This window comes from Larkinella humicola (genome assembly GCF_008727875.1).
GTDB classification, from domain to species: Bacteria; Bacteroidota; Bacteroidia; order Cytophagales; family Spirosomataceae; genus Larkinella; species Larkinella humicola.
Genome location: NZ_VTWS01000007.1, coordinates 161,539 through 182,565, shown reverse-complemented (window position 1 = coordinate 182,565; position 21,027 = coordinate 161,539). Strand labels below are relative to the sequence as shown.

General features: G+C 51.8%; 19 protein-coding genes and 1 pseudogene. 6 read left to right on the top strand and 14 right to left on the bottom strand.

Annotated elements, in window-relative coordinates; genetic code table 11:
• Nucleotides 1-20: 20 nt before the first annotated feature.
• Nucleotides 21-2,516: a glutaminase family protein gene (locus F0P93_RS24800; protein WP_150880426.1), complete on the bottom strand. Its 2,496-nt coding sequence runs from the start codon at nt 2,514-2,516 to the stop codon at nt 21-23.
• A 165-nt stretch (nt 2,517-2,681) separates the two neighbouring features.
• On the opposite strand from F0P93_RS24800, the gene F0P93_RS24795 reads away from it, so the two are divergent.
• Both F0P93_RS24795 and F0P93_RS24790 read left to right on the top strand, forming a co-directional pair.
• Complete coding sequence (locus F0P93_RS24795) at nt 2,682-2,891, top strand: alkylphosphonate utilization protein (protein WP_150880425.1); 210 nt, start codon at nt 2,682-2,684, stop codon at nt 2,889-2,891.
• A gap of 461 nt (nt 2,892-3,352) precedes the next feature.
• Nucleotides 3,353-4,597 carry a lytic transglycosylase domain-containing protein gene (locus F0P93_RS24790; protein WP_225309630.1) on the top strand — a complete coding sequence of 415 codons (1,245 nt, stop codon included), beginning with the start codon at nt 3,353-3,355 and terminating at the stop codon, nt 4,595-4,597.
• Here F0P93_RS24790 and F0P93_RS24785 read toward each other — a convergent pair whose 3' ends face one another.
• From F0P93_RS24785 to F0P93_RS24775, 3 genes are all read right to left on the bottom strand, one after another.
• Nucleotides 4,598-5,635 (bottom strand): DUF4249 domain-containing protein, encoded by a 1,038-nt coding sequence (locus F0P93_RS24785; RefSeq protein ID WP_150880424.1) that lies wholly within the window; start codon nt 5,633-5,635, stop codon nt 4,598-4,600.
• Entirely contained in the window at nt 5,635-7,992 is a 2,358-nt protein-coding gene (locus F0P93_RS24780) for a TonB-dependent receptor (RefSeq protein ID WP_225309629.1), read from the bottom strand. Before F0P93_RS24780 ends, F0P93_RS24785 begins: the two co-directional genes overlap by 1 nt.
• Nucleotides 7,993-8,083: 91 nt before the next feature.
• Nucleotides 8,084-9,406: a cryptochrome/photolyase family protein gene (locus F0P93_RS24775; RefSeq protein WP_150880423.1), complete on the bottom strand. Its 1,323-nt coding sequence runs from the start codon at nt 9,404-9,406 to the stop codon at nt 8,084-8,086.
• Between the two features lie 179 nt (nt 9,407-9,585).
• Between F0P93_RS24775 and F0P93_RS24770 the strand changes: the two genes are divergently transcribed.
• Together F0P93_RS24770 and F0P93_RS24765 are read left to right on the top strand one after the other, a co-directional pair.
• Nucleotides 9,586-10,668, top strand: a complete 1,083-nt coding sequence (locus F0P93_RS24770) for a complex I subunit 1/NuoH family protein (protein WP_150880422.1) — start codon at nt 9,586-9,588, stop codon at nt 10,666-10,668.
• Between the two features lie 55 nt (nt 10,669-10,723).
• On the top strand, nt 10,724-11,992 hold the full coding sequence (locus F0P93_RS24765; RefSeq protein WP_150880421.1) for a DEAD/DEAH box helicase: 1,269 nt from the start codon (nt 10,724-10,726) through the stop codon (nt 11,990-11,992).
• On the opposite strand, the gene F0P93_RS24760 is transcribed toward F0P93_RS24765, so the two are convergent.
• The gene (locus F0P93_RS24760) at nt 11,989-12,924 is read right to left on the bottom strand and encodes a hydrogen peroxide-inducible genes activator (protein ID WP_150880420.1); all 936 of its coding nucleotides are present in this window, start codon (nt 12,922-12,924) and stop codon (nt 11,989-11,991) included. The two genes, F0P93_RS24765 and F0P93_RS24760, sit on opposite strands and share 4 nt — an antisense overlap.
• Before the next feature lie 213 nt (nt 12,925-13,137).
• On the opposite strand from F0P93_RS24760, the gene hemH reads away from it, so the two are divergent.
• Together hemH and F0P93_RS31765 are read left to right on the top strand one after the other, a co-directional pair.
• On the top strand, nt 13,138-14,217 hold the full coding sequence (gene hemH, locus F0P93_RS24755; protein ID WP_150880419.1) for a ferrochelatase: 1,080 nt from the start codon (nt 13,138-13,140) through the stop codon (nt 14,215-14,217).
• Nucleotides 14,218-14,262: 45 nt separating this feature from the next.
• Nucleotides 14,263-14,847: pseudogene (locus F0P93_RS31765) on the top strand (Uma2 family endonuclease).
• A gap of 101 nt (nt 14,848-14,948) precedes the next feature.
• On the opposite strand, the gene F0P93_RS24740 reads toward F0P93_RS31765, so the two are convergent.
• From F0P93_RS24740 to F0P93_RS24700, 9 genes are all read right to left on the bottom strand, one after another.
• A complete protein-coding gene (locus tag F0P93_RS24740) occupies nt 14,949-15,455 on the bottom strand; it encodes an OsmC family protein (protein WP_150880416.1) in 507 nt (168 codons plus the stop codon).
• A gap of 30 nt (nt 15,456-15,485) precedes the next feature.
• A complete protein-coding gene (locus F0P93_RS24735) occupies nt 15,486-15,758 on the bottom strand; it encodes a DUF4242 domain-containing protein (protein WP_150880415.1) in 273 nt (90 codons plus the stop codon).
• Between the two features lie 346 nt (nt 15,759-16,104).
• On the bottom strand, nt 16,105-16,338 hold the full coding sequence (locus tag F0P93_RS24730; protein WP_150880414.1) for a hypothetical protein: 234 nt from the start codon (nt 16,336-16,338) through the stop codon (nt 16,105-16,107).
• Between the two features lie 454 nt (nt 16,339-16,792).
• Nucleotides 16,793-17,419, bottom strand: a complete 627-nt coding sequence (locus F0P93_RS24725; RefSeq protein ID WP_150880413.1) for a response regulator — start codon at nt 17,417-17,419, stop codon at nt 16,793-16,795.
• Between the two features lie 188 nt (nt 17,420-17,607).
• Nucleotides 17,608-18,609 (bottom strand): c-type cytochrome, encoded by a 1,002-nt coding sequence (locus tag F0P93_RS24720; RefSeq protein ID WP_150880412.1) that lies wholly within the window; start codon nt 18,607-18,609, stop codon nt 17,608-17,610.
• Between the two features lie 161 nt (nt 18,610-18,770).
• Nucleotides 18,771-19,361 (bottom strand): carboxymuconolactone decarboxylase family protein, encoded by a 591-nt coding sequence (locus F0P93_RS24715; protein WP_150880411.1) that lies wholly within the window; start codon nt 19,359-19,361, stop codon nt 18,771-18,773.
• 110 nt (nt 19,362-19,471) lie between these two features.
• Nucleotides 19,472-20,026, bottom strand: coding sequence for a peroxiredoxin (locus tag F0P93_RS24710; RefSeq protein ID WP_114406186.1), 555 nt, complete (start codon nt 20,024-20,026; stop codon nt 19,472-19,474).
• Nucleotides 20,027-20,347: 321 nt separating this feature from the next.
• Nucleotides 20,348-20,629, bottom strand: coding sequence for a hypothetical protein (locus tag F0P93_RS24705; protein ID WP_114406185.1), 282 nt, complete (start codon nt 20,627-20,629; stop codon nt 20,348-20,350).
• 113 nt (nt 20,630-20,742) lie between these two features.
• Nucleotides 20,743-20,994 (bottom strand): hypothetical protein, encoded by a 252-nt coding sequence (locus F0P93_RS24700; protein ID WP_114406184.1) that lies wholly within the window; start codon nt 20,992-20,994, stop codon nt 20,743-20,745.
• Nucleotides 20,995-21,027: the final 33 nt, after the last annotated feature.

Genomic DNA, 21,027 nt, shown 5'->3' with positions numbered 1-21,027 from the left:
GGGTCTGGTTGAAAAGTGAATTAATGGAGTTTATCGTGTAACAGTTTAATGAAATAACCGCCCACCACCGAACGGGCCTGAAACCCGACCTGCTTACCGTTGGTGGTTTCATGCCAGTCGCCCAGCGGCACCCGGCTGGGGGTCTGGTCGGCATACTTGAAAACCGGCAGCACCAGTTGCTGGAAATCCTGCGGTTTGTCGGCGATGGTGGCCGTCCAGATGATCCAGTCGGATTTGGTGTAGGTTTTGCGGCTGTCCAACGGCAAGCCGAAAGGCTGCTGTTTGGTCAGGTAATACCGGATTTCTTTTTCGGCCACGTCCTTCGGGAAGATGTTCAGATCCAGGAGTTTATCCCATACCAGGTTGTATTTCTGACTCCAGCTTCCCTGCGGCTTATCGAATGTCAGGGCGTAATGATCGCCATCCTGCGCCATTTGAACCCATTTTTGCGCCAGCTCGCGGGCCAGCTTCAGGTGTTGTTCGCCGACTTCTGCCTGCCCCAGTTGCTTCGCCAGATGCCCGTAGGACGCAATGCCCATGATGGCTTTGATGCTCAGGTTGGCGTTGCGGGCGAGGTGTCCGGCAAAATCGTCAGTACAAAGCTGGTTGGCGGGATCGAAACCGTCTTTTTTCAGGTAATCGACCCAGGTGGTCAGCGTTTGCCAGTGTTGCTTGGCATAGTCGGCATTTTTTTCGGCTGCGGCAATGGCGGCCGTCAGAATCAGCATGTTGCCACTTTCTTCCACCGGCATGTCCTCGCCGTAGGTCTGGCCGTTGGCGAGCGGATACGTCCCTACATCGTGGGCGGCAAACGGCTTGGTCCATTTCCCACTTTCCGAATACTGGAAAATCGGTTCCATCATGCCTTTCAGCAAGGTTGGATTATAAATCAGGAAAAGCGGAGCCGATGGATAGGTCACGTCTACGGTTCCGATGGAGCCGTTGCTGAAATTTTCTTTGGACAGAAACAGCACTTCACCTTTCGGACCCGCTACGGTTTTGTGGGCCGCAATCGCCTGACGGTAGGCTAACTGGCACAGATCGGCATACGGCTTTCCGCCCGATTTTTCAGCTTCGGCGTGCAATTTCAGATCAAACTGGCGGCATTTTTCGGTGAGTTGGGCATAATTCTTCTCCACCGCAGCCAGCATTTTTTCGGCCGTCATGGTTTCGTCCCAGCGCCACCATGCCCGCAGATTTTTGCCAAAGTATTGAACGGAATAGAGGTCGTCGTACCCCAAAATCACGTGAGCGGTTTTGGGCGTTTGCGTCACGGTTCCCAGCGATTGCGAAACCGCCAGCGATCGGTTGTCGGCTGCGGTCGGCTGGTTGGCTTCATCAATCACTTTTCCGGTACGGACAAAACTGCGGAACAGGGCCGCCGGTTGGCCGATGCCGGTTTGCGCGGTTGACCCCGTTGGAGTCGCCAGAAGCGCATAGCCCCAGTCGATCCGGACATCATCGCCTTTGCGCCCCAGAATGTTCTGCTCCGTCGTGCCGATCGACAAAACCGTCAGCCCTTCGGCCGATGAACGTTTGCCGACCACTTCCTGATGGGGCTGGTTTACACTCAACAGGCCCGAAGCCGCCGTGTAGACTTCGACGGTATGCGGTTTCCCGTCGGTTGATTGGGCGGTGTAGGTCAGGTACGAAGCCGGGCGGGTGGCCACTTCCAGGTCGTCCAGCAACAAGGGCGTTGTAAAGTTGACGGTAAGGCTGACGGGCCCGGCGGCAAACCGGTATTCCGTTTGGGTCGCCCGAACCGTCACGTTCTGTTGCTGAGCGAGCACGACCGGCGCGCCCAGATTCACTTTCCGCTGATCCACCAAACCCACATCGACATACCCACCGCCCACGGGGTTGATGCAACTTACCGCCAACAGGTTGTCACCTTTTTTCAACGCTGCTTTGGCCGCCGGAGACAGGGGGAAGGTCTTGTAATCACCGATGTAGCCAGGACCACTTTCAAACGCCTTCACGCCATTGATGGACACGACCACATCGTTGTCATGACTCAAATACAGAACCAGGTTTTCGAAGTTCAGATCCGACACCGACACCGTTCGGCGGTACCACACCTCTTTGGTTTTCCAGAGCGTAGCGGGTTTGACGGGGTTGCTGGAGGCTCCATCGCCGATGGGTGCCTGTCCGGTTTTCCAGTCACCGGAAGGTTTGAAACCCGGCTTTTCCCAGCCGTCACCCGGTTTTTGAAAAGTATACAGCAATTCGTAGCCCATCGTTTGGGCCGTGGGAACAACGGTTTTGAGCGTAGTCATTTCGGCACCCATAAACCGGTAGGCTCGGCCATCGACGCGGACCAGACCGTCGAGCGGCTGGTTTTTGCCCGTCCAGTGGCGGGTCGGCGATTCATTGAGCTTGTCGGCAAATGCCCAGATACTCGTATACGGATCGATGCTGACCAACGGGTAGGCGGGAGGTCGTTGAGCCAGTACCGAATATTTGGCAATGGAAAGAAACAGGCTGAGAAAAAAAAGAGCGGTAAATCGATTCTTCATTAGAACGAAGGATTGGTTGAGTGCGATTCCGGCGTGAAAACGTTCAAAACTGCGGGAACGCACGAATGTATTAAAAATCATTGGATGGTCTTTTTCTACTTGGTTGGGAAATGATTGAAAAGGAGAAGTCCTATCTTCGCGGCCACAATTCAAAACGGAAACGAAATGGACGTAAAAGACAGCAATGGCACAACGCTCGCCGAAGGCGATTCGGTGAAGTTGATCAAAGATCTCAAAGTGAAGGGCAGTTCAACGACGCTAAAACGAGGAACGGTCGTGAAAAACATCCGGCTTACGGACGATGCGAAGGAAATTGAAGGGAAAGTGGATCGGACGGTGATGGTATTGAAAACGCAGTTTTTGCAGAAGGTGTGATGAGCGATGGGTTGAGACATTGACCTTATTCCGGTTGAAATGGCCTCCGTGCGCTGCGGGTAAAATAACCGCCGGATTCATATTTGGCTTATCAGCCCACTGCTTTAGCAGTGGGTAAAGCGAAAAGTCCCCCTCGCTTCCGGAACCGTTTTAACGGTTTTCTGGCCTATAAAACCGTTAAAACGGTTCCGGAACGGATTCGATTTCGTTTCAATATCCCACAGCTAAAGCAGTGGGCTGATCAACATTCAGTACAGTAGTTATTTTGTTTAAATCAAATAATCCGCAACAGAGTGGGTCGGGATTGCAACGGCGCCGGCCGCCCGGTCTCGACCAGCATCAGTCGCCCGGCAATTGCAAATCTCGAGCAGCAGACCGTAACCTTTTCCTAAAAACCGCGTCTAAAATGAACACAAAAGCCTGTGTGATCGTTTTACTCATTGACAACCAAGGTTATAGGCGTGCATCAACAACGATTCTTTTTTTCGATTACCCTGATTAGTCTCTTCAGCATCACCGTTGCCACGACGGTTTTTGCCCAACGGTCTTCCCGCAAAATGGCTCGTAAATTGCCCGCCCGGTCGGTGGCCGTACCCAAACCGATGGGCGTAAACTTTTGCGGGGAGCCGGTTCCGGTGGAAAGCGGAGCCGTGGCGCACAACCTGTCGATGGCGCTGATGCGGAATGTGGCGTCGCAAAATCACCTGATCAATTTCCGCCGTCGGGCCATTGCCCAGTATTTCCCGATCATCGAGCCGATTCTGAAAAAACACCGCATTCCCGACGATTTCAAATACCTGGCCGTGGTGGAAAGTGGCCTCAAAGCCGATGCGGTTTCCCACAAGGGCGCGACGGGCTACTGGCAACTCATGCCCGAAACCGCCGATGAACTGGGTTTGAAACGGAACGACAAGGTGGATGAGCGCAAAGACCTGCTCAAATCGACCGACGCGGCTTGTCGCTATTTGCGGATTCTGTACCGAAATCTGGGCTCGTGGACGATGGTGGCGGCTGCCTACAACGGCGGAATTGGCCGGATGCAATCGCACATGAAAAAACAGCAGCAGAGTAATTACTATTTTCTGTCGATGAACGCCGAGACGAGCGATTACCTCTACAAAATCGTGGCCGTCAAGGAGTTTTTTCAGTTCCCGGGTCAATACCTGACCAATAATCTGATGGCATCAACGGGCAATTCGTACGAACGGGAGCGGGCCGAAGCCATCGCGAAAGGATTGATTCCGGCCGAAGAACCGGAACCGGTTGGGCTGGCCATCGAGCCGAAAGAAAGCCTGGAATTGCGGTTTGAAACCGCTTCGGTCGATAGTTTGCTGGGAACTTTGTCAAAGTTGAAGGCGTCCAATGCGGTTTTGTTCAAGGGCGAAGTTGAAGCAGAACTGATCAAACCGGGCAAAGTAGCGGTCGGGCAAACCTGGGAATTTAAACTGACAAAAGACGTGGTGATCGGTGATCAGAAACTGGGCAAAAACGATGTGCTCTATGCGACAGTGGATGATGTGGACCGCCAGTCGGGCCAGATTTTCCTGCGCTCGACCAAACTGGTGGCTGATGTTGACAAAAAAAGCTATAAACTCACACTGATTTGCCTTAACCCGCAAACCGGCCTGGCGGGGGTGCCGCTCCCGAAAGCCGACCAGCTCAAACCGGGTGGCCGCACCTGGGCGGTAAGCTGGAAAGTCCTGTAATTATTGCCAGCCAGTGGGTTCCGTCACGGGGGAAAGCCAGCCGTAGGTTTGGCGGCAATCGCCCTGCGGAACGATAACGGAACTGATATACCCGTAAATGGCCGTGCCGTAGGTCGCATCCCCGCGCTCCCGAAACCGCTTCCGAACCACTGCCGACGCGCCAAAATAGCCCAGCGCCTTCTCTTCAGAATGGCTGGCATTGGAAATGTTACCGATTACCGAAGCGGGTAATGGATCGAAAATGGTGCCGGTTCGGGATTGCTGCTCTCTGAACAGTTTCCAGAACTGAAAAGCCGCCGGCGTCAGGCTGTATTGCTGCACTTCGACCAGCGTAGGGCCGGGCGTGTAGATGGGGGTGCGCATGACGAGTTGTTGACGCAGGCGGTTTCCGTCGATGCCATTGTCGGCCAGAATGTTAATATCTTGACTGGAATACGACACCCAGCAGCGATCATAACAAATGCTTGGACACCCCAGGCAACACGGTACCCCGGTCGACCGCCGGGCGGTATAGGCATAAGCCGTCCAGCGGTAGTAATTTTTCTGTGCCGACGGATCGGTGGCGTCGAGGTAGAAATAATATTGATAAGGCAACGCAATGCTTTCGGTGGGCGTAAACCGGGCGTAAACGCTGTCGATACCGGGAACGGCAGGCATTTTTTCGGGAGCCGAAACGAACGTTTTTCCGTTTGACAGCCGAATCGTCAGGGTGTAACTGCGGCCCGGTTGCCCCACAAAGGCAGCGTCGGTTGTTCGGTAAAAACCCGCATTCAGTACATCGTGTGCCATCGGGGTCGAATGCCCGGCATCATCGTTGAGCGTCACGACCGCATCCGTCACTTTTTGGTCCTGCGGATTTTCCTGATCGAATGCAAAGCTGCCCGAATACGACAGCCGGACACTGTAAGGCGGTTTTTCATTGGTAATCAGCCCATCGACCACCAGTTGCGGAGGTTCATTGCGGATGGGCAACGAAACCTGATCGATGCAGGACCACAACCCGCTCAAAATCACCAACACAAAGGCCAACCGTTTCATCAGAAATTGAAATTATAGGTGATCGACGGAATCAGGGTGCCAAACACGGCCAGCCGGTAGGCGTCCGTCCGGGAATTGGAACGGTTGAAATACACCGAATACGGATTTTTGCGGGCGTACACGTTGTAAATTCCGATGGTCCAGATGCTGTAACGGGTCTGGCGGTTGCTCAACCGGGTGTCTTTCGAGAAGGCAACATCCAGCCGGTGGTAATCCTGAATCCGGTCGGCGTTGCGTTTCGAATAATTGAGTGTCGGCTGATTGGCAAACACGTATTGTCCGTCGGGGTAGGTCGCCGGAACGCCGGTACTGTAAACGAAATTGGTCGTAAACGTCCAGTTGTAACGCATCGCCAGCCGGGTTTGTACGTTCAGGTTGTGCGGTTTATCAAAATTCGACGGATAGTAGCTTCCCTGATTGACCTGCAACTCGCTGAACGCTGTCTGAACCGCTACGAGTGACCGGGCGTAGGAATAGTTGAACTGGCCCGTCAGTTTTCCCTTGTTTTTGGCAATGCTTACCTCTACACCATACGCCTTACCCCGGGCCTGCAGCAGATCGGTTTCCAGCCGTTCGTTCAGCAGGAGGGTAGCCCCGTTGCGGTATTCCACCAGGTTGTCGATGGTTTTGTAATAGCCTTCCAGGGCCAGTTCGATGGCGTCGTCGTTCAGGTTTTTAAATAAGCCTATGGCCAGTTGATCGGCGACCTGAGCGGGTACGTATGAATCACTGACTTTCCAGAAATCCGAGGGTGTGATGGCGGTGGTATTCGAAATCAGGTGGATGTACTGGCGGTTTCGGCTGTAATTAAGCTTCAGAGACATGCTGGACGAAAGTTGCACCCGCAAACCCAGACGGGGTTCAAAACCCCCGTAGGTCTGAATGGGCTTTCCACCGGCAAAAACCGTCGAATCAACCACGGTTTCGGGCGTTCGGGGAGTCTGTTCGGCATAACGATACACCGTTTGCTGGCCTAGTTGGCTGAACGATGAATATCGCAAACCGGCCTGGAGCGTGATCGCCGGTGTCAGAATCCATTCACTGTTGGCATAAACACCCAGTTCGCGGGCGTTTTCGGGTTCCAGCGTTTTCGGGTTAATGCTCGAAGAAGTGCCGGTCGGCTCCAGGTCGCCTTTTTGAATCCGGTACAGAATTCCGTTCGCGCCTACCTGCAACTTGTGTTTATCGAAGAGGGTGTAAAACAGATCGGCTTTGGCTTCACGGTGCTGGATGTAGGACGTCAGCCGAAAGGTGTAGCCCTCGGTATCGCCATCGACATGGTATTGATAACCGCTGTATAACGCATTGATATTCAGTTGCAGGTTCCGGCGCAGCAAGCTGCTCCAGCGGCCCGACACCACGTTCGACTGCCAGCCGTAGGTGGTGTCGCCCGGAAATTTGAAGCGATCCGCACTGCGGTAGGCCGACAGCGAAACCGTATTGGCGGCATTGGGCGCGTAGTTGAGTTTCAGGTTTCCATCGTAAAAAAAAGCCCGGCTTTCTTTGGCTGCACTGCGTTCCGGAAATGATTGCAGAATCCAGTTGGGATAGGCCACGCGCCCGGCGGCCATCAGCGTCAGCCCTTTGGCAATCGGCCCGTCGATCACCACGCGTCCGCTGATGGGACTGATGCCGCCCGAAAGCCGCCAGCGTTCGCTGTTGCCGGCTCTGGTGTTGACGAGCAGCAGGGACGAAATTCGACCGCCGTACTGCGATGAAAAACTGCCTTTGTAGAGATTCACGTCCTGCACCACATCCGAACTGACGTTGGCGTAAAAACCGAGCAAATGGGAAGTGTTGTACATCGGCGCACCGTCGAGCAGCACCAGATTCTGATCGGTTCGACCCCCGCGCACGTTGAAACCGCCCGCGCCTTCGCCCGCCGTTGAAACACCGGCTTGCAGGGTCAGGGCTTTCAGGATGTCCGGTTCGCCCAGCACCACCGGCATTTTCTTCAATTGCCGGACATCCAGTTGAATCTGGCTCATGCGGACGTCTTTTACGTTCTGATCGGCGCGCCGGTCGCGGACTTCCACTTCATCGAGTTCAAACGTTTGGGAAATCAGCCGGAAAACCGCCGTCCGGTTCGCATTGACGACGATGAACGGACGATCCGATTTAAAACCGACGGCAGAAAGGCTGATGTGGTAGGAACCGGGTCGTAAAGAAACGGAAAACCGGCCCTGCTCATCCGTGGTCGTTCCTGCACCGGATTCGGTCACGAACACACTGACTCCCACAATGGGCAGCGCCGTATCGGCTCGCATGACGGTGGCATTGAGCAACACCCGTTGAGCAATAAGTTCCTGAAAAACAAGCAGAAAGAACGCGAAACTGAAAAGAAAACGGTTCGGCATGCACAGCAAAAAGTTGTAGTCGTATAGACACCAAAACCACGTATTAGGTTGTAATCATCCAAGATACAATTTTGTAAATGCAATTTTCGCGCTATTTCGCAGCCGCCAACCCTTTTTTATAGCTTTCAATGGCCCGGTTTCGCGCCATCGTGTGCTCCACCATCGGTTCGACATAGTCCAGTGAATTGAATTCGGGCACCCACCGGCGGATGTATTCGCCTTTCGGGTCGAACTTCTGGGCCTGGAGTGTGGGATTGAAAACTCGGAAATACGGCGCGGCATCCGTTCCCGATCCGGCGGCCCATTGCCAGCCGCCGTTGTTGGCCGACAGGTCGTAATCCCGCAGTTTTTTGGCAAAATAGGCTTCACCCCACCGCCAGTCGATTAGCAGGTGTTTACACAGAAAACTGGCCGTAATCATCCGGACGCGGTTGTGCATCCAGCCAATTTCGTTCAGTTGGCGCATCCCGGCATCCACAATCGGGTAGCCCGTTCGGCCCTCGCACCACCGTTGAAATTCGTCTTCATGATTACGCCACGGAATACGGTCATATTCCCGGCGAAACGAGTGTTTTTCGACGTGCGGAAAATGGTCGAGCACCTGAAAATAGAAATCCCGCCAGACCAGTTCGTTCAAAAACGTGAAGTTGTGTTCTTTCGCTTTCCGGGCCAGTTCGCGGATGCTGATGGTGCCAAACCGGAGGTGAATGCTCAACTCGCTGGTTCCCTTTAGGGCCGGAAAATCGCGGGTTTCCTTGTAGTGGTCCAGCAGGAAGGCTCGCACGGTTTTCCCCGGAAAGGGCTCATTCACCGGTTTGAACCCCAGTTCTTCCAGTGTCGGGATGGGCAGCGCAGCGGTTTTCAGGAAGTTGGCGTAGTATTTTTTGGTAGGATACGATTTGAGGTAAAAGTCGGTCAGTTTGTGGTGCCAGTTGCGGCTGTAGGGCGTAAAAACCGTGTAGGGCGACCCGCTGCCGGTTAGTATCTCGTCGCGGTCGAAGATGGTCTGGTCCTTATAGGCATGGAACTCCGCCCCGTTTTCAGAGAGCAGATCGGTCACGGCTTTGTCGCGGTCCTTCGCGTAGACTTCGTAATCATAATTGGTATAGACCGCCTGAATGTCAAATTCTTTCAGCAAATCGCGGTAGACGTCCAGCGGTTTTCCGTACCGAACCAGCAGTGACGTCCCGATTTCGCGAAACTCCCGCTGCATTTCCAGAACAGCATTGTGAATGAATTCAAGCCTGCGATCGTGCTTGTCGTCGAGCGCGTCCAGAATGGTTTGGTCGAAAATGAAAACGGGCAAAACCGGAAAACCGCTGCGGAGGGCGTGATAGAGGCCGGCATTGTCGTTCAGGCGCAAATCCCGGCGGTACCAGAACAGGGCGACGGGTTCAGAAGAAGGTTTTGACATACGATGGTTTTTTTTGGCAACGGTCGGTTGAACGGAAATGTTTACCGGAGCCGCGGAATTTAGCCGGGAATAATAACCCAGTCATGCCTATATTTGAAAATTAATACGGTTTTCCGACTTCAAACGGAGTAATCTTTAATGCTCAGGATTCAAACACGGACTTTAGTCCGTGGGTACATATGCTCGCTCTTCCAATATTTTTAGTCATTGCGGTTAGTTTTGTGGTCGTTGGGGTTTACCTCGAACGGAAGGTTTCGGCGTTTATTCAGGACCGGCTGGGGCCGATGGAAGTGGGGAAATTCGGGCTGTTGCAATTGATTGCGGATTTGCTGAAACTGCTTCAGAAAGAGGATATTGTGCCAAAAGCCGCCGATCGGAAGCTGTTTCTGCTGGCTCCGCTGATCATTTTTGCCTCGGTTTTTGCGGGCTATGCCGTGATGCCGCTGACCCCCGATCTGCAAGGCTCGGCGACGGAAGTGGGCGTATTTTACCTGATGGCAATTGTTTCGGTCGATGTGATTGGCATTATGATGGCGGGCTGGGGGTCCAACAACAAATATTCGCTGTTTGGGGCCATGCGCTCAGTCGCGCAGATTGTTTCCTACGAAATACCGCTCGGCCTGACCATTCTTTGCGCGGTGATTATTTGCCAGACGCTGAATTTACAGACCATCAGTTTTCAACAGGGGATCTATTCGGAAGAAACCAATTACCTGTTTGGACTGAAGGCATTGGGAGTGGACGTGACGAACTGGGGCGGTATTTTTAGCTGGAATATTCTCCGTAACCCCTTTCTACTGATTGCCTACATCGTCTTTTTCATCACGACGCTGGCCGAGAGTAACCGCGCCCCGTTCGACTTGCCCGAAGGCGAATCCGAGTTAGTCGGTGGCTACAATACCGAATACAGCGGGATGCGGTTTGCGCTCCTGATGCTTTCCGAATATGCCATGATGCTGTTGGTTTCTTTTCTGGGAGCCATTTTATTTCTGGGAAGCTGGAATACGCCCTTGCCCAATCTTGGCCCTCTGCGCCTGGCCGACTGGACGAGTGGCCTGCCGGGAACCGCCTGGGGCAACATCACCGGCGTGTTCTGGCTGTTCTCAAAAGCGATGTTGGCGGTGCTCGTGCAGATGTGGGTGCGCTGGACATTTCCCCGCGTGCGGGTCGATCAGATGATGTTTCTGTGCTGGAAAGTGTTGACGCCTATCGGCCTGATTCTGCTGCTGATTTCGGGTGTTTGGCGGTTGTTGATGGTGTAATGGCACTTTATTTGTCCTGGCAGGGTTGTACAGGTACAAGTATTAAATTCAACACATGTCTTTTACCAAATTAGCGCTCATTGAGCCCATTCTGAAGGCCCTGAGCGCCGAAGGATATACGACCCCCACCCCCATACAGGAACAGGCCATTCCCATTTTGCTGGAACGCCGGGATTTACTGGGTTGCGCCCAGACCGGCACCGGAAAAACGGCCGCTTTTGCCATTCCCATCCTGCAAATTCTGGAAGCCGAAAAAGGTCCGGAACGCGGTCCCCGCCCGATTAAAGCCCTTATTCTGACGCCTACCCGCGAATTAGCGATCCAGATCGGAGAGAGTTTTGCCGCCTATGGAAAGTATTTGAACCTGCGTCATACGGTTATTTTCGGCGGAGTTCCGCAACATTCGCAGACGCTTGCCCTGAAAGCGGGCGTCGACATCATGATTGCCACGCCGGGCCGTTTACTGGATCTGATGAATCAGCGGTTCGTTCATTTGCAGCATATCGAACTGTTCGTTCTCGACGAAGCCGACCGGATGCTCGACATGGGCTTCATTCACGATGTCAAGAAAGTGATTGCCAAACTGCCCGCCCAACGTCAGTCACTGTTTTTCTCCGCCACCATGCCACCGGACGTCTCCAAACTGGCTGATACGATTCTGCGGAAACCGGTCAGGGTGGAAGTAACACCGGTTTCTTCGACGGCTGAGAAAGTGAAACAGGCGGTTTATTTTGTGGATAAAACCGACAAAAAACGCCTGCTCATCCACCTGCTCAACGACAAAGCCATTGAATCGGCCTTGGTATTCGCCCGCACCAAACACGGTGCCGATAAAGTCGCCAAAGATCTGCTGAAAGCCGGTATTCAGGCGGAAGCCATTCACGGCAATAAGTCGCAGAACGCCCGCCAGCGTGCCCTGACGAATTTTAAGAACCGGCAAACGCGGGTATTAGTAGCCACGGACATTGCTGCGCGGGGCATCGACGTCGATGAGCTGTCGCACGTGATCAACTACGAACTGCCCAACGTCCCGGAGACGTACGTTCACCGGATTGGGCGGACGGGCCGGGCGGGTCACGACGGGATTGCGCTATCGTTCTGCGATGCGGAAGAAAAGGAATACTTGCGCGATATTAACAAATTGATTACCAAGTCTATACCGGTAGTCGATAATCATCCGTACCCGATGGAAACCGCTGCGGCCTCCTCCGGCACGGGGCAGTCATCGCGGACGCAATCGGGCAACGGTGCCAATGGAAGCCGGGGCGAAAGTGCGGGCAGTGATTTCCGGGGCGGTAGCCGCCGACGGTTTGGCCGGCGTTAAAGACTAACGATCGTATTTTTTTTCTTTGTAGTCAGTTCGGCGGGCAAGTGGGTAACTATTTCCTGCTTCAAGGCATCGATCAGCTTCCGCTTCAGAAAGCTGCGGTGCATCACCAGACTGACTTCCCGCACCGGCTGTGGAGCCTCGAAAGGCCTGGTGCGGGCCTTCCGGATGGCGTCCATGTCAAGGGTCGCCAGGTAGGGGAGTAGCGTAAAACCATCCTGTTTATCAATCAGTTTGATCAGTGTTTCGAGCGAACCCGTTTCGTAGCGCAGCGGTTGGCTGCCATTCAGTCGTTTGTCGTTTCCGCACAGGCTAACGACCTGGTTTCGAAAGCAATGCCCTTCGGTCAACAGCCACAAACCGTCAGTTTTTAAATCCATCGCCGAAATAGCGGTTTTTTGAAAGAGCGGATGAGAGTCGGCGGCATAGACGACAAAAGGCTCGTAGAACAGCGGAATTTCCAGCAGACCGTTTTCATCCAGTGGCGTTACCACGATCCCCACATCGATTAGTCCGTTTTTCAGTCGCTCCAGCACCTGCTCCGTCATCATCTCCTGAATGTGAACCGTCACGGCCGGATAGTGGTCGATGAACTGGCCAATGAAGTAGGGCAACAGATAGGGTGCCAGCGTCGGAATGATGCCCAACCGAAGCTCGCCACTAAAATCCTCTTTCGACTCTTTCACAATTTCCGGAATCCGCCGGGCGGTTCGCAATACATCACGCGCCTGATTCAGAATGAGTTGCCCGGTTTCTGTGGGCACCACCGGTTGCTTCGACCGGTCGAAAAGCAACACACCCAGCTCGTCCTCCAGTTTTTGAATTTGCATACTCAATGTGGGCTGGGTAACGTGGCAATGATCGGCGGCAGTGGCAAAATGGCGGTGGGTATCAACGGCAACAATGTATTCTAACTGCGAAAGTGTCATGAATGGTTGTGATGGCTTGAATGGTTGAGATGGTTAAAAATGGTTGTAATGGCTTTGGCGGTTTGACAACCAGTGTCCCTTAACCATTTTCAACCGTCCAGCCATTTTTAGCCCTCTATTGATTATAAATAATTTCGATACAAAAATAAAACATAGTGATTGAGTTGATACCAATTCCGTTGTAATTTTGATTTGTCAATCAAGTTACTCGCTATGGAAGTACCCGGTCAGGCCCTGCCTGTTTTGCAGCAATCAATATCCGTTCAGAAACAGCCCGGTAAAACCGGCGTTCTGATTGTCAACCTGGGCACGCCCGACAGCCCGTCGGTGCCGGATGTCCGAAAATACCTCCGTGAGTTTTTGATGGATGGTCGGGTGATCGACATTCCGGTGGTGTCCCGCACGTTTCTAGTCAATGGAATCATCGCACCGTTTCGCGCTCCCAAATCGGCGAAGGTCTACGGGGAGGTATGGACCGCAAATGGCTCTCCCTTAAAGTATTACGGTGAAGTGGTGGAGCGGGAGCTGCAAAAGGCATTGGGTGACGATTACGTGGTAAAACTGGCGATGCGGTATCAGAATCCGAGCATCGATGCCGGTCTTTCGGCGTTTCAGCAACTGGGTTTGACCGAGATCATTGTCATTCCCTTTTTTCCGCAGTATGCCTCGGCCAGTACAGGTTCGGTGTACGAGAAAGTGATGGAAATCGTCGGCAAGTGGCAGGTGATTCCACAGATCCGGTTCACCAACCGGTTCTCCGATCATCCCAAATTCATTGAAGGATTTGTCCGGCTGGGTCGGAAATACCTGGCGCAGGAAGACTACGACCATGTACTGTTCAGCTACCACGGTTTGCCCGAACGCCAGATCCTGAAAGGCGACGTGACGGGCAAGGTGTGTAAACTGGGTGATTGCTGCGATTCACTGCACGCTATGAACCAGTATTGTTACCGGGCGCAGTGTTTCGATACCACCCGGCGACTGGTGAAGGAGCTCGGTATTCCCGAAGGGAAATATACCACCTGTTTTCAGTCCAGACTGGGAAAAAATCCCTGGATTCAACCGTATACGGATGATGTGATCCCGCAACTGGCGAAAAAAGGCGTCAAGAGTGTGCTGGCTTTCTCCCCGGCGTTTGTGGCCGACTGTCTGGAAACCATCATTGAGGTGGGCGTCGAATACAAGGAATTGTTTGAAAAACACGGCGGTGAACACTGGCAGTTGGTCGAAAGCCTGAACGATAGTCCCATCTGGATCGAAACACTGGTCGACCTGGTGAAGCGGACGGCCTAATGTCAGATTTTCAGTATATTAGGGTCTTCAGAATCAGGATGTAAAATGAGACAGGCAGTTAACAAAAATTACTACACCGTTGGAGAGTATGTTGCGCTGGAGCAGGAGTCAAATGTTAAACACGAGTACATTGACGGCGTAATTTATAACATGTCGGGCGGAACTCCGGCACATAGTCTTATTGCCAACAATATTGGATCTGAACTTCGCCGTGCCATGCGCAACAAACCGTGCCGCGCTTATAATTCTGACTTAGCTCTGGCAATCTCTGAAAGTCAGTATGTTTACCCCGACGCCAGCGTCATTTGTGGACCGTAGCTGAGCTATCTACCCAATACAAATGCTGCCAGTAATCCTGTGGTTATCGTTGAAGTTTTCTCTCCATCAACCAAGGGATACGACAAACGCAAAAAATTTAGTTTGTACCGTCAGATACCTTCATTCCGGGAATATGTTCAAATCAGTCCAGACGATGCTCTGGTCGAGGTTTTTACCGAGGTAGAAAATGACCTCTGGCGGATTGCGTTGTATTGGAAACTAACGGATGTGGTTCGGCTGGAGTCCGTCGACGCGGAGATTCCCATGAACGAAATTTACCTGGGCGTCGATGTTCAGGAAGACCCGGAATAACGAAGGCCCGCTGCTCTGCGGGCCTTCGCTTGTTTCAAGCCTCCAATAACTAATTCAATTGATCTTTTAGATTGATCCCTGATCAGGGTGTTCACATCGACTCATAAAAATGTAAATGTGGTTTTCACCGAAACGCCCTGCGTTAGCGTCTGATAAACGACGCAATACCGCTCGGTCAACCTGGCCAGTGTCTGAAGCTGTTCCGCCGATGCATCGGTAGCCAGATTGAAAGCCAGACGAATGGTTTGAAAACCTACGGGTGCTTCCCTGGAAACGCCCAGGGTTCCGCGAAAATCCAGATCGCCCTCGGCGGTTATCGTGCCGTCTTTCAGCTCAATACCGATGGCCGTTGAAACGGCGCGTAAGGTCACACCGGCGCAAGCGACCAGGGCTTCCAGAAGCATATCCCCTGAACAGGCCAGAAGACCGTCGCCACCCGTTGCGGGATGCAACCCGGCTTCGACCATTGCGCGGCCGGTTTCCACTTTGCACGAAATGCCTTCGCCGATTTTTCCCGTTGCTTTCAGCGTTAGGATTGCAGACTCGGGTTGTCTGCGGTATTGATCCTTGAGTGGCGCCTGCCGGTTTCTAAGTTCTTCTGCATTCATGTAGCAAGGTAACCAATTTTAAAAAACAAACTATTCGGCCGTGACCGGGTCGATAATGACGGAAACTTCCATGATCGAATTGGCCGGAAACCCGCCCTGTCTGGCGTGCTCTCGAATCATGTCTTCGTTTAGCGCATTGTAAACGCAGTAAAGTTTATCGGTTGCTACATAGCTATGAACCCACTGAATTTGAGGCCCCATCTTATTGAGCACGTTGCAGGAGGTTTGTGAAATGGCTTTCAATTGGGCATGGGTTAACTTCCCGGCTCCCGGAATTTCCCTTTCAATGACATACTTAGGCATAATCGTTGGTTTTTGGTTGAATACACATTTGGTTTTTCGATTTCATTCCGTTTTTTAAAGTGGTTTCTGGTCTCCACTTTACGGGGGTACAGAAGGGGTAATAAAAAGATCAAAGCCGGCCACCGGGTGGTTATTTTTCAGGTGGTTCATAGGACCTGGGATGCGTTGAAATGAAGAGGGTCTAAGGCCATAAGTCCTCGTCAATTTCATCCCAGGTGATGTCGGAGTCGTCAGTATCGTAGACATCGAAACGGGAAATGCCAGACCAAATCAACGCACACAGGACGGTGATCAGGGAAATAAAAACGGTTTTCATGATGAGATGGAAGGATTCAGTGAGGGATACTTACTGATGGACAATCTGAATGTCGGGAAGTTGGCGAGTGGGCGAAACCTGAAAAGGTTGGAAGGGAACAGGAGCCAGCCAGTTGCCTTCCCGGATGGTGAGTGTCGGTGGCTGATCGACGGGCGACAACGGCCCGAAGACATGGTCACAGACGAGTAATAAACCGGGCGACTGGAGAAAAGCCAGAATGCCGATGGCCGTTAAATAAGCGGTGGCTAACGTGATTCGTTTCAAGGCGTAAGAAGATTCTCTATAGGGTGTGTATCAGAAAATTACCGGTACAAATGTCCTGAATCCTTTTTTTTGAAAAATCACCGAAATCCGTGATTTTGGATCACGGATTTCGGTGATTTTGCTTTCAAATGGTTCGCCTTTTGAGACTCCGCCGTTTAACTTTAACCGAAATACGGATCAGGAGTGCGTAGATAGCCTGCTGGAACGGAGAATATGACGAGACAGTGGCGTATGTATAAAAGAGTCTCGCGGAGTTTGACAAAGAAGAAAAAAAGGGGGCAGCACGACGACTGCCTGACTTTGGAATTCAACGATGACGGTGTTGGCATCCTTCATGCGACGGAAGTTGGCACGGGATTGCACAACATCCGGGAGCGGACCGAGACCGTCGGAGCCCAGTTTTGGATGGAATCAAGCGAAGAGAATAGGACCAAAGCCAGCACGACGCGGCCCCTTACTGTTTCAGAAACCCCCGTTTTAGCAAATATTTCATTAAGCCCAATGCCGTTGTTACCCCCAGTTTTTGATAAATCCGTTTGCGGTGTGTTTCAACGGTATTGAACGATATAAACAGCCGGTTGGCAATTTCCATACTGGATAATTCCTCCACAATCAGGCTGGCAATTTGCGTTTCACGATCGGTGAGGGGATGGCTGGCGGGAGGAACCAGCACGGTTTCTTCCACTGAAAATACCCGGCTGTCAATGTACCGGCGACCGGCGGCAACGGCCAGAATGGCATCAAAAAGCTCGGTTTTGTCGGCGGTTTTCGTCATGTAGCCACTGGCACCCGCCTGCATCACCTGCTGCACCAAAACGGGATCATACGAGCCGGATAAAACCAGAATAGCCAGGTTCGGGAACCGGGATTTTACCATCGGAATCAGCTCGGTTCCGTTTCCGGTTGGCATCAGTAAATCGGTAATCAGCACGTTGATTGGCTGCTGCTCCAGAATGTCAAACAGAGAAGCTGGATCGATAGCCGTTCCGATCACCCGAAAGCGGTCAAAAGTAGCGAGTAAATTCGCAAAGCTTTCAAGCACCACCCGATGGTCGTCCAGAAGAGCGAGGTTGTAAGGCATGATCGAGGGCAGGTCGGTTATTAAACCGTGCAATAGTCGACTTTTCCCCCGAAAGGACAACGGCTATTTGATTAAACGGCAGATCACCAGGCGGGTTTTGATTAAAAGGCGTGGAATTTTCGGAAAACCACTTTTTAGCGAAACGGGGGCGAATGACGGCCCACATGAATGTAGGCCGTCATTTTTATTCATCGACTCGCGACTTCTTTCCCCTTCGGCGTGAACCGCACGACGGCGTTCTTCACCGGTTGAACGGTTTTGAGGTAAGTAAAAATGGCTCCTAAGTCCTGCTCGCTCATGCCGGCATACATCATCCAGGGCATGATGGTATTGAATCCTTCAAATTCGCCGGTAGAGGGGTGTTTGAAATCCTTTTCGGCGGCTTTGAAGCGGGCAATGAAAGCCTGCTTTGTCCACGAACCCAGTCCCGTTTCTGCATCAGGCGTCAGATTCATCGCGCGAACGGTTCCGACGGGCATCGGAAATTGCCGTCCTCCGGCAAAGGCCATTCCTGGAAGCGGCTGACCCTTGTCGTCGACGGGTGTGTGGCAGTCGCCACAACTGGCAAACGTTGTCAGGTATTTTCCATAGGCAACGGAATCGGCCGGATCCGGACGCTTGCCGCCCTCGGTTTGGGTCGGAATAGTGTTGATGATCAAACTCATCGGAAAGTCCGACTCGGGTGCCGGAATGGACTTGTTTTCGATTGGTTTCAGGGTGCGCACGTAGGCAATGATGGCTTTGATGTCTTCCGGATCGGCCTGACCGAAATTGCCGTAGGGCATAACCGGAAACAACGGACTTCCGTCTTTGCTGACCCCCGTCGTAATGGCGCGGTAAATTTCCCCGTCACTCCAGCCGCTCAGGTGGGCCGGGGTGATGTTGCGGGCGTAATAAACACCCGGAAAGCCCATTTCGCGGGTGAAGGCTTCACCACCCTTGCCTTCGGTTCCCGGAATAACCGGGCCGCTCACGATGTTCCAGTCCCGTTCGGAATGGCAATCGACACAAACGGCCACGTGGTTGGCCAGATACCGGCCCCGGGCAATTTGCACCGAGTCGGCCTGAATCGTTAGCTCCGGCGCCGGGCCGACATCGGGCAGTGCCAGTTTCACATAGGCGAAACCGCCTATACCGATCAACACAATGACGCCAACGGCGATTAACAAAATTCGTAGTAACTTTTTCATGCTATCGTGTTAGAGGAGGGAGTAGGTATTTTTGACAGGTAAACTTATTTAAAATGTATGGTAAGTGGTTACATTGAGAGCTTGTTTTATTATTTGGCAAAAAAAAACCTGCGAGACTTTAAAAAGCCCCGCAGGTTCGTCGATGAAGTGTAGGTAATGCGTTATAGAATGGTAATCAGTCCTTTCACGACCGATCCTAACCGGATGGCGTCGAATACCCGGGCCTCCGTGGCACCGTGTTTCAACACGCTTTCTTCGTGCGAAGTAACGCACAATTCACACCCGTTGACGGCTGAAACAACCAGGCTAACCAACTCGAAAAATTCTTTTCCCAACACCGGATTCATCATGATGCTCATCCGGATACCGGGTTGCGTTTGTTGGTAGTAGTCTTTTCCGGTGAAGTGCCGGAATCTGTAAAAAACGTTGTTGGTGCTCAACAGCGACGTGCAGGCCAGCGTTTCGGCGATTTCGGCGTCGGTGGCACCTTCCTGACGGGCAATGGCTGAAAAACTATCGATCAGCGGCTGGTATTTTTCGTTTGCTGCAACCGACACCGCCAGCAGATAGGCGTGCTTTTTCGACAGATGCTGGCTGCTGTTCAGTACATTGCCAACGTTGATTTTCAGATCGCGCAAATACCGGTGGTCAACCTGTCCCAGCGTTTCAAGCGCCGGATAGGAGGCCGCGGTATCCAATCCCAGATTGGTCAGCAGCGACAGGATGGTTTCGTTTTGAATGGAAGTGGTCATCTTTTGAATGATAGAATGAGTGAATGATAGAAAGAGTGAATAGCTCCGCAGGGAGTTTCATTTGGCGGAGCTATTCACTCTTTCTATCATTCGCTCATTCACAAGTAAAATTAAGCCGTTAGCGTTTCTTCGCCTTTTACCCAGTTGCAGGGGCAAAGCTCGTCGGTTTGCAGGGCATCCAGAACGCGGATGACTTCGTTTACGTTCCGGCCAACAGACAGGTCATTTACCGAAACCCAACGAATAATGCCCTGGGGGTCAACGATGTACGTAACTCGGTAAGCAATTTTTTCGTTGGCTTCCAGAATGCCCAGCTCTTCGGCCAGCGATTTTGACGTATCGGCCAGCATCGGGAATTTCAGGCCACGCAGGTCGTCGTGGTTTTTGCGCCACGCCAGGTGAACGAATTCACTGTCGGTCGAAGCACCAATCACGATTGTATCCCGGTCGGCGAAATCCTCGAACTTGTTGTTGAACTCGGCGATTTCGGTAGGGCATACGAACGTAAAGTCTTTCGGCCACCAGAACATCACCAGCCATTTGCCGGCGTTCTTGTGATCGTCTGATGAAATTTCATAAAACTCGTTGCCTTTGTCCAGCGATACAACGGCCAGTTTTTTGAAATCCGGAAATGTTGATCCGACGGAAACAATTTGATTTTTCATGGTTTGCAAGTATTTATACAGGTTGTATAATCTAAATTATGTACAAAAATGCAAAAAAAGTAGGTAGGATGTAAATTCGATTTATTGATGCAGTATAGATAAAATCAATGCGGTTTTTAACTCCTTCGTTATCAGAAGGTATCTCTTAGATATGTTGGAATTGTGCAAAATTATATATTTTTAACAACAAGGAGGTTCTGTAAATATATTGATAGTATAGTAGATTATTTTAAAAATAAAAACGCGAAACTGAGCTGGAAAATGATCAGATCATTTCTCCACGACTCAACTTCGCGTCTATAGAATGTATGGATTTGGGTACTACTTGGCGGCTAGATAGGCCATAACCGATTCATACGTAGGAAACGTAAGCCGTTCCGTATCGTGCCCCGGATCTTTGTAGTCTACCTGAAATGCTTCGGTGTATTGAATGACAACGTCAAACGAAGGAGGTGTTAAATCTTTTTCTCTTTTAAAATGCAACCGATAGGTGGTTGGCCCACTGTGGGCGTTAGACCGGTAAAAGTTTGTAATGACATAACCACCGACGGTGGGTGTGCCAAATTCCTGCATTTTTTGGAGCTTGGTGGCTAATTCGTTCATTTTGTAAAATAAAAAGTCATTGTATTTGCCCGAATTTTCGGAGCAAATGGTCCAATAAGCGGGTCAATTCACAGAAAGACTGCTTACTGAAATCGTTTTCAACGTGTAGTCGATTAGCGAATATCTTCCAGAAGATACTGCTTCGATTTCTGTGGTTGAAAAGTGGGTTTATTCGTTTCGACGGGAATCAATTGATAACTTTTGGCCGGGGCCTGATCGAATCCAAACATGCCGTTCCCCACTGAATCGTAAATGGATTGTGAAGGTCCGATAACCGGCCGGAAAACCCGATGAAGCAGGTTGTTCCATTGCGTTACTCCGATCGTTTTAATTTTTTCTTTCAGCAAATGAATCGCATGTACCATTTTCTCTATGTTGTTTAATAGTGAAAGAGCGGC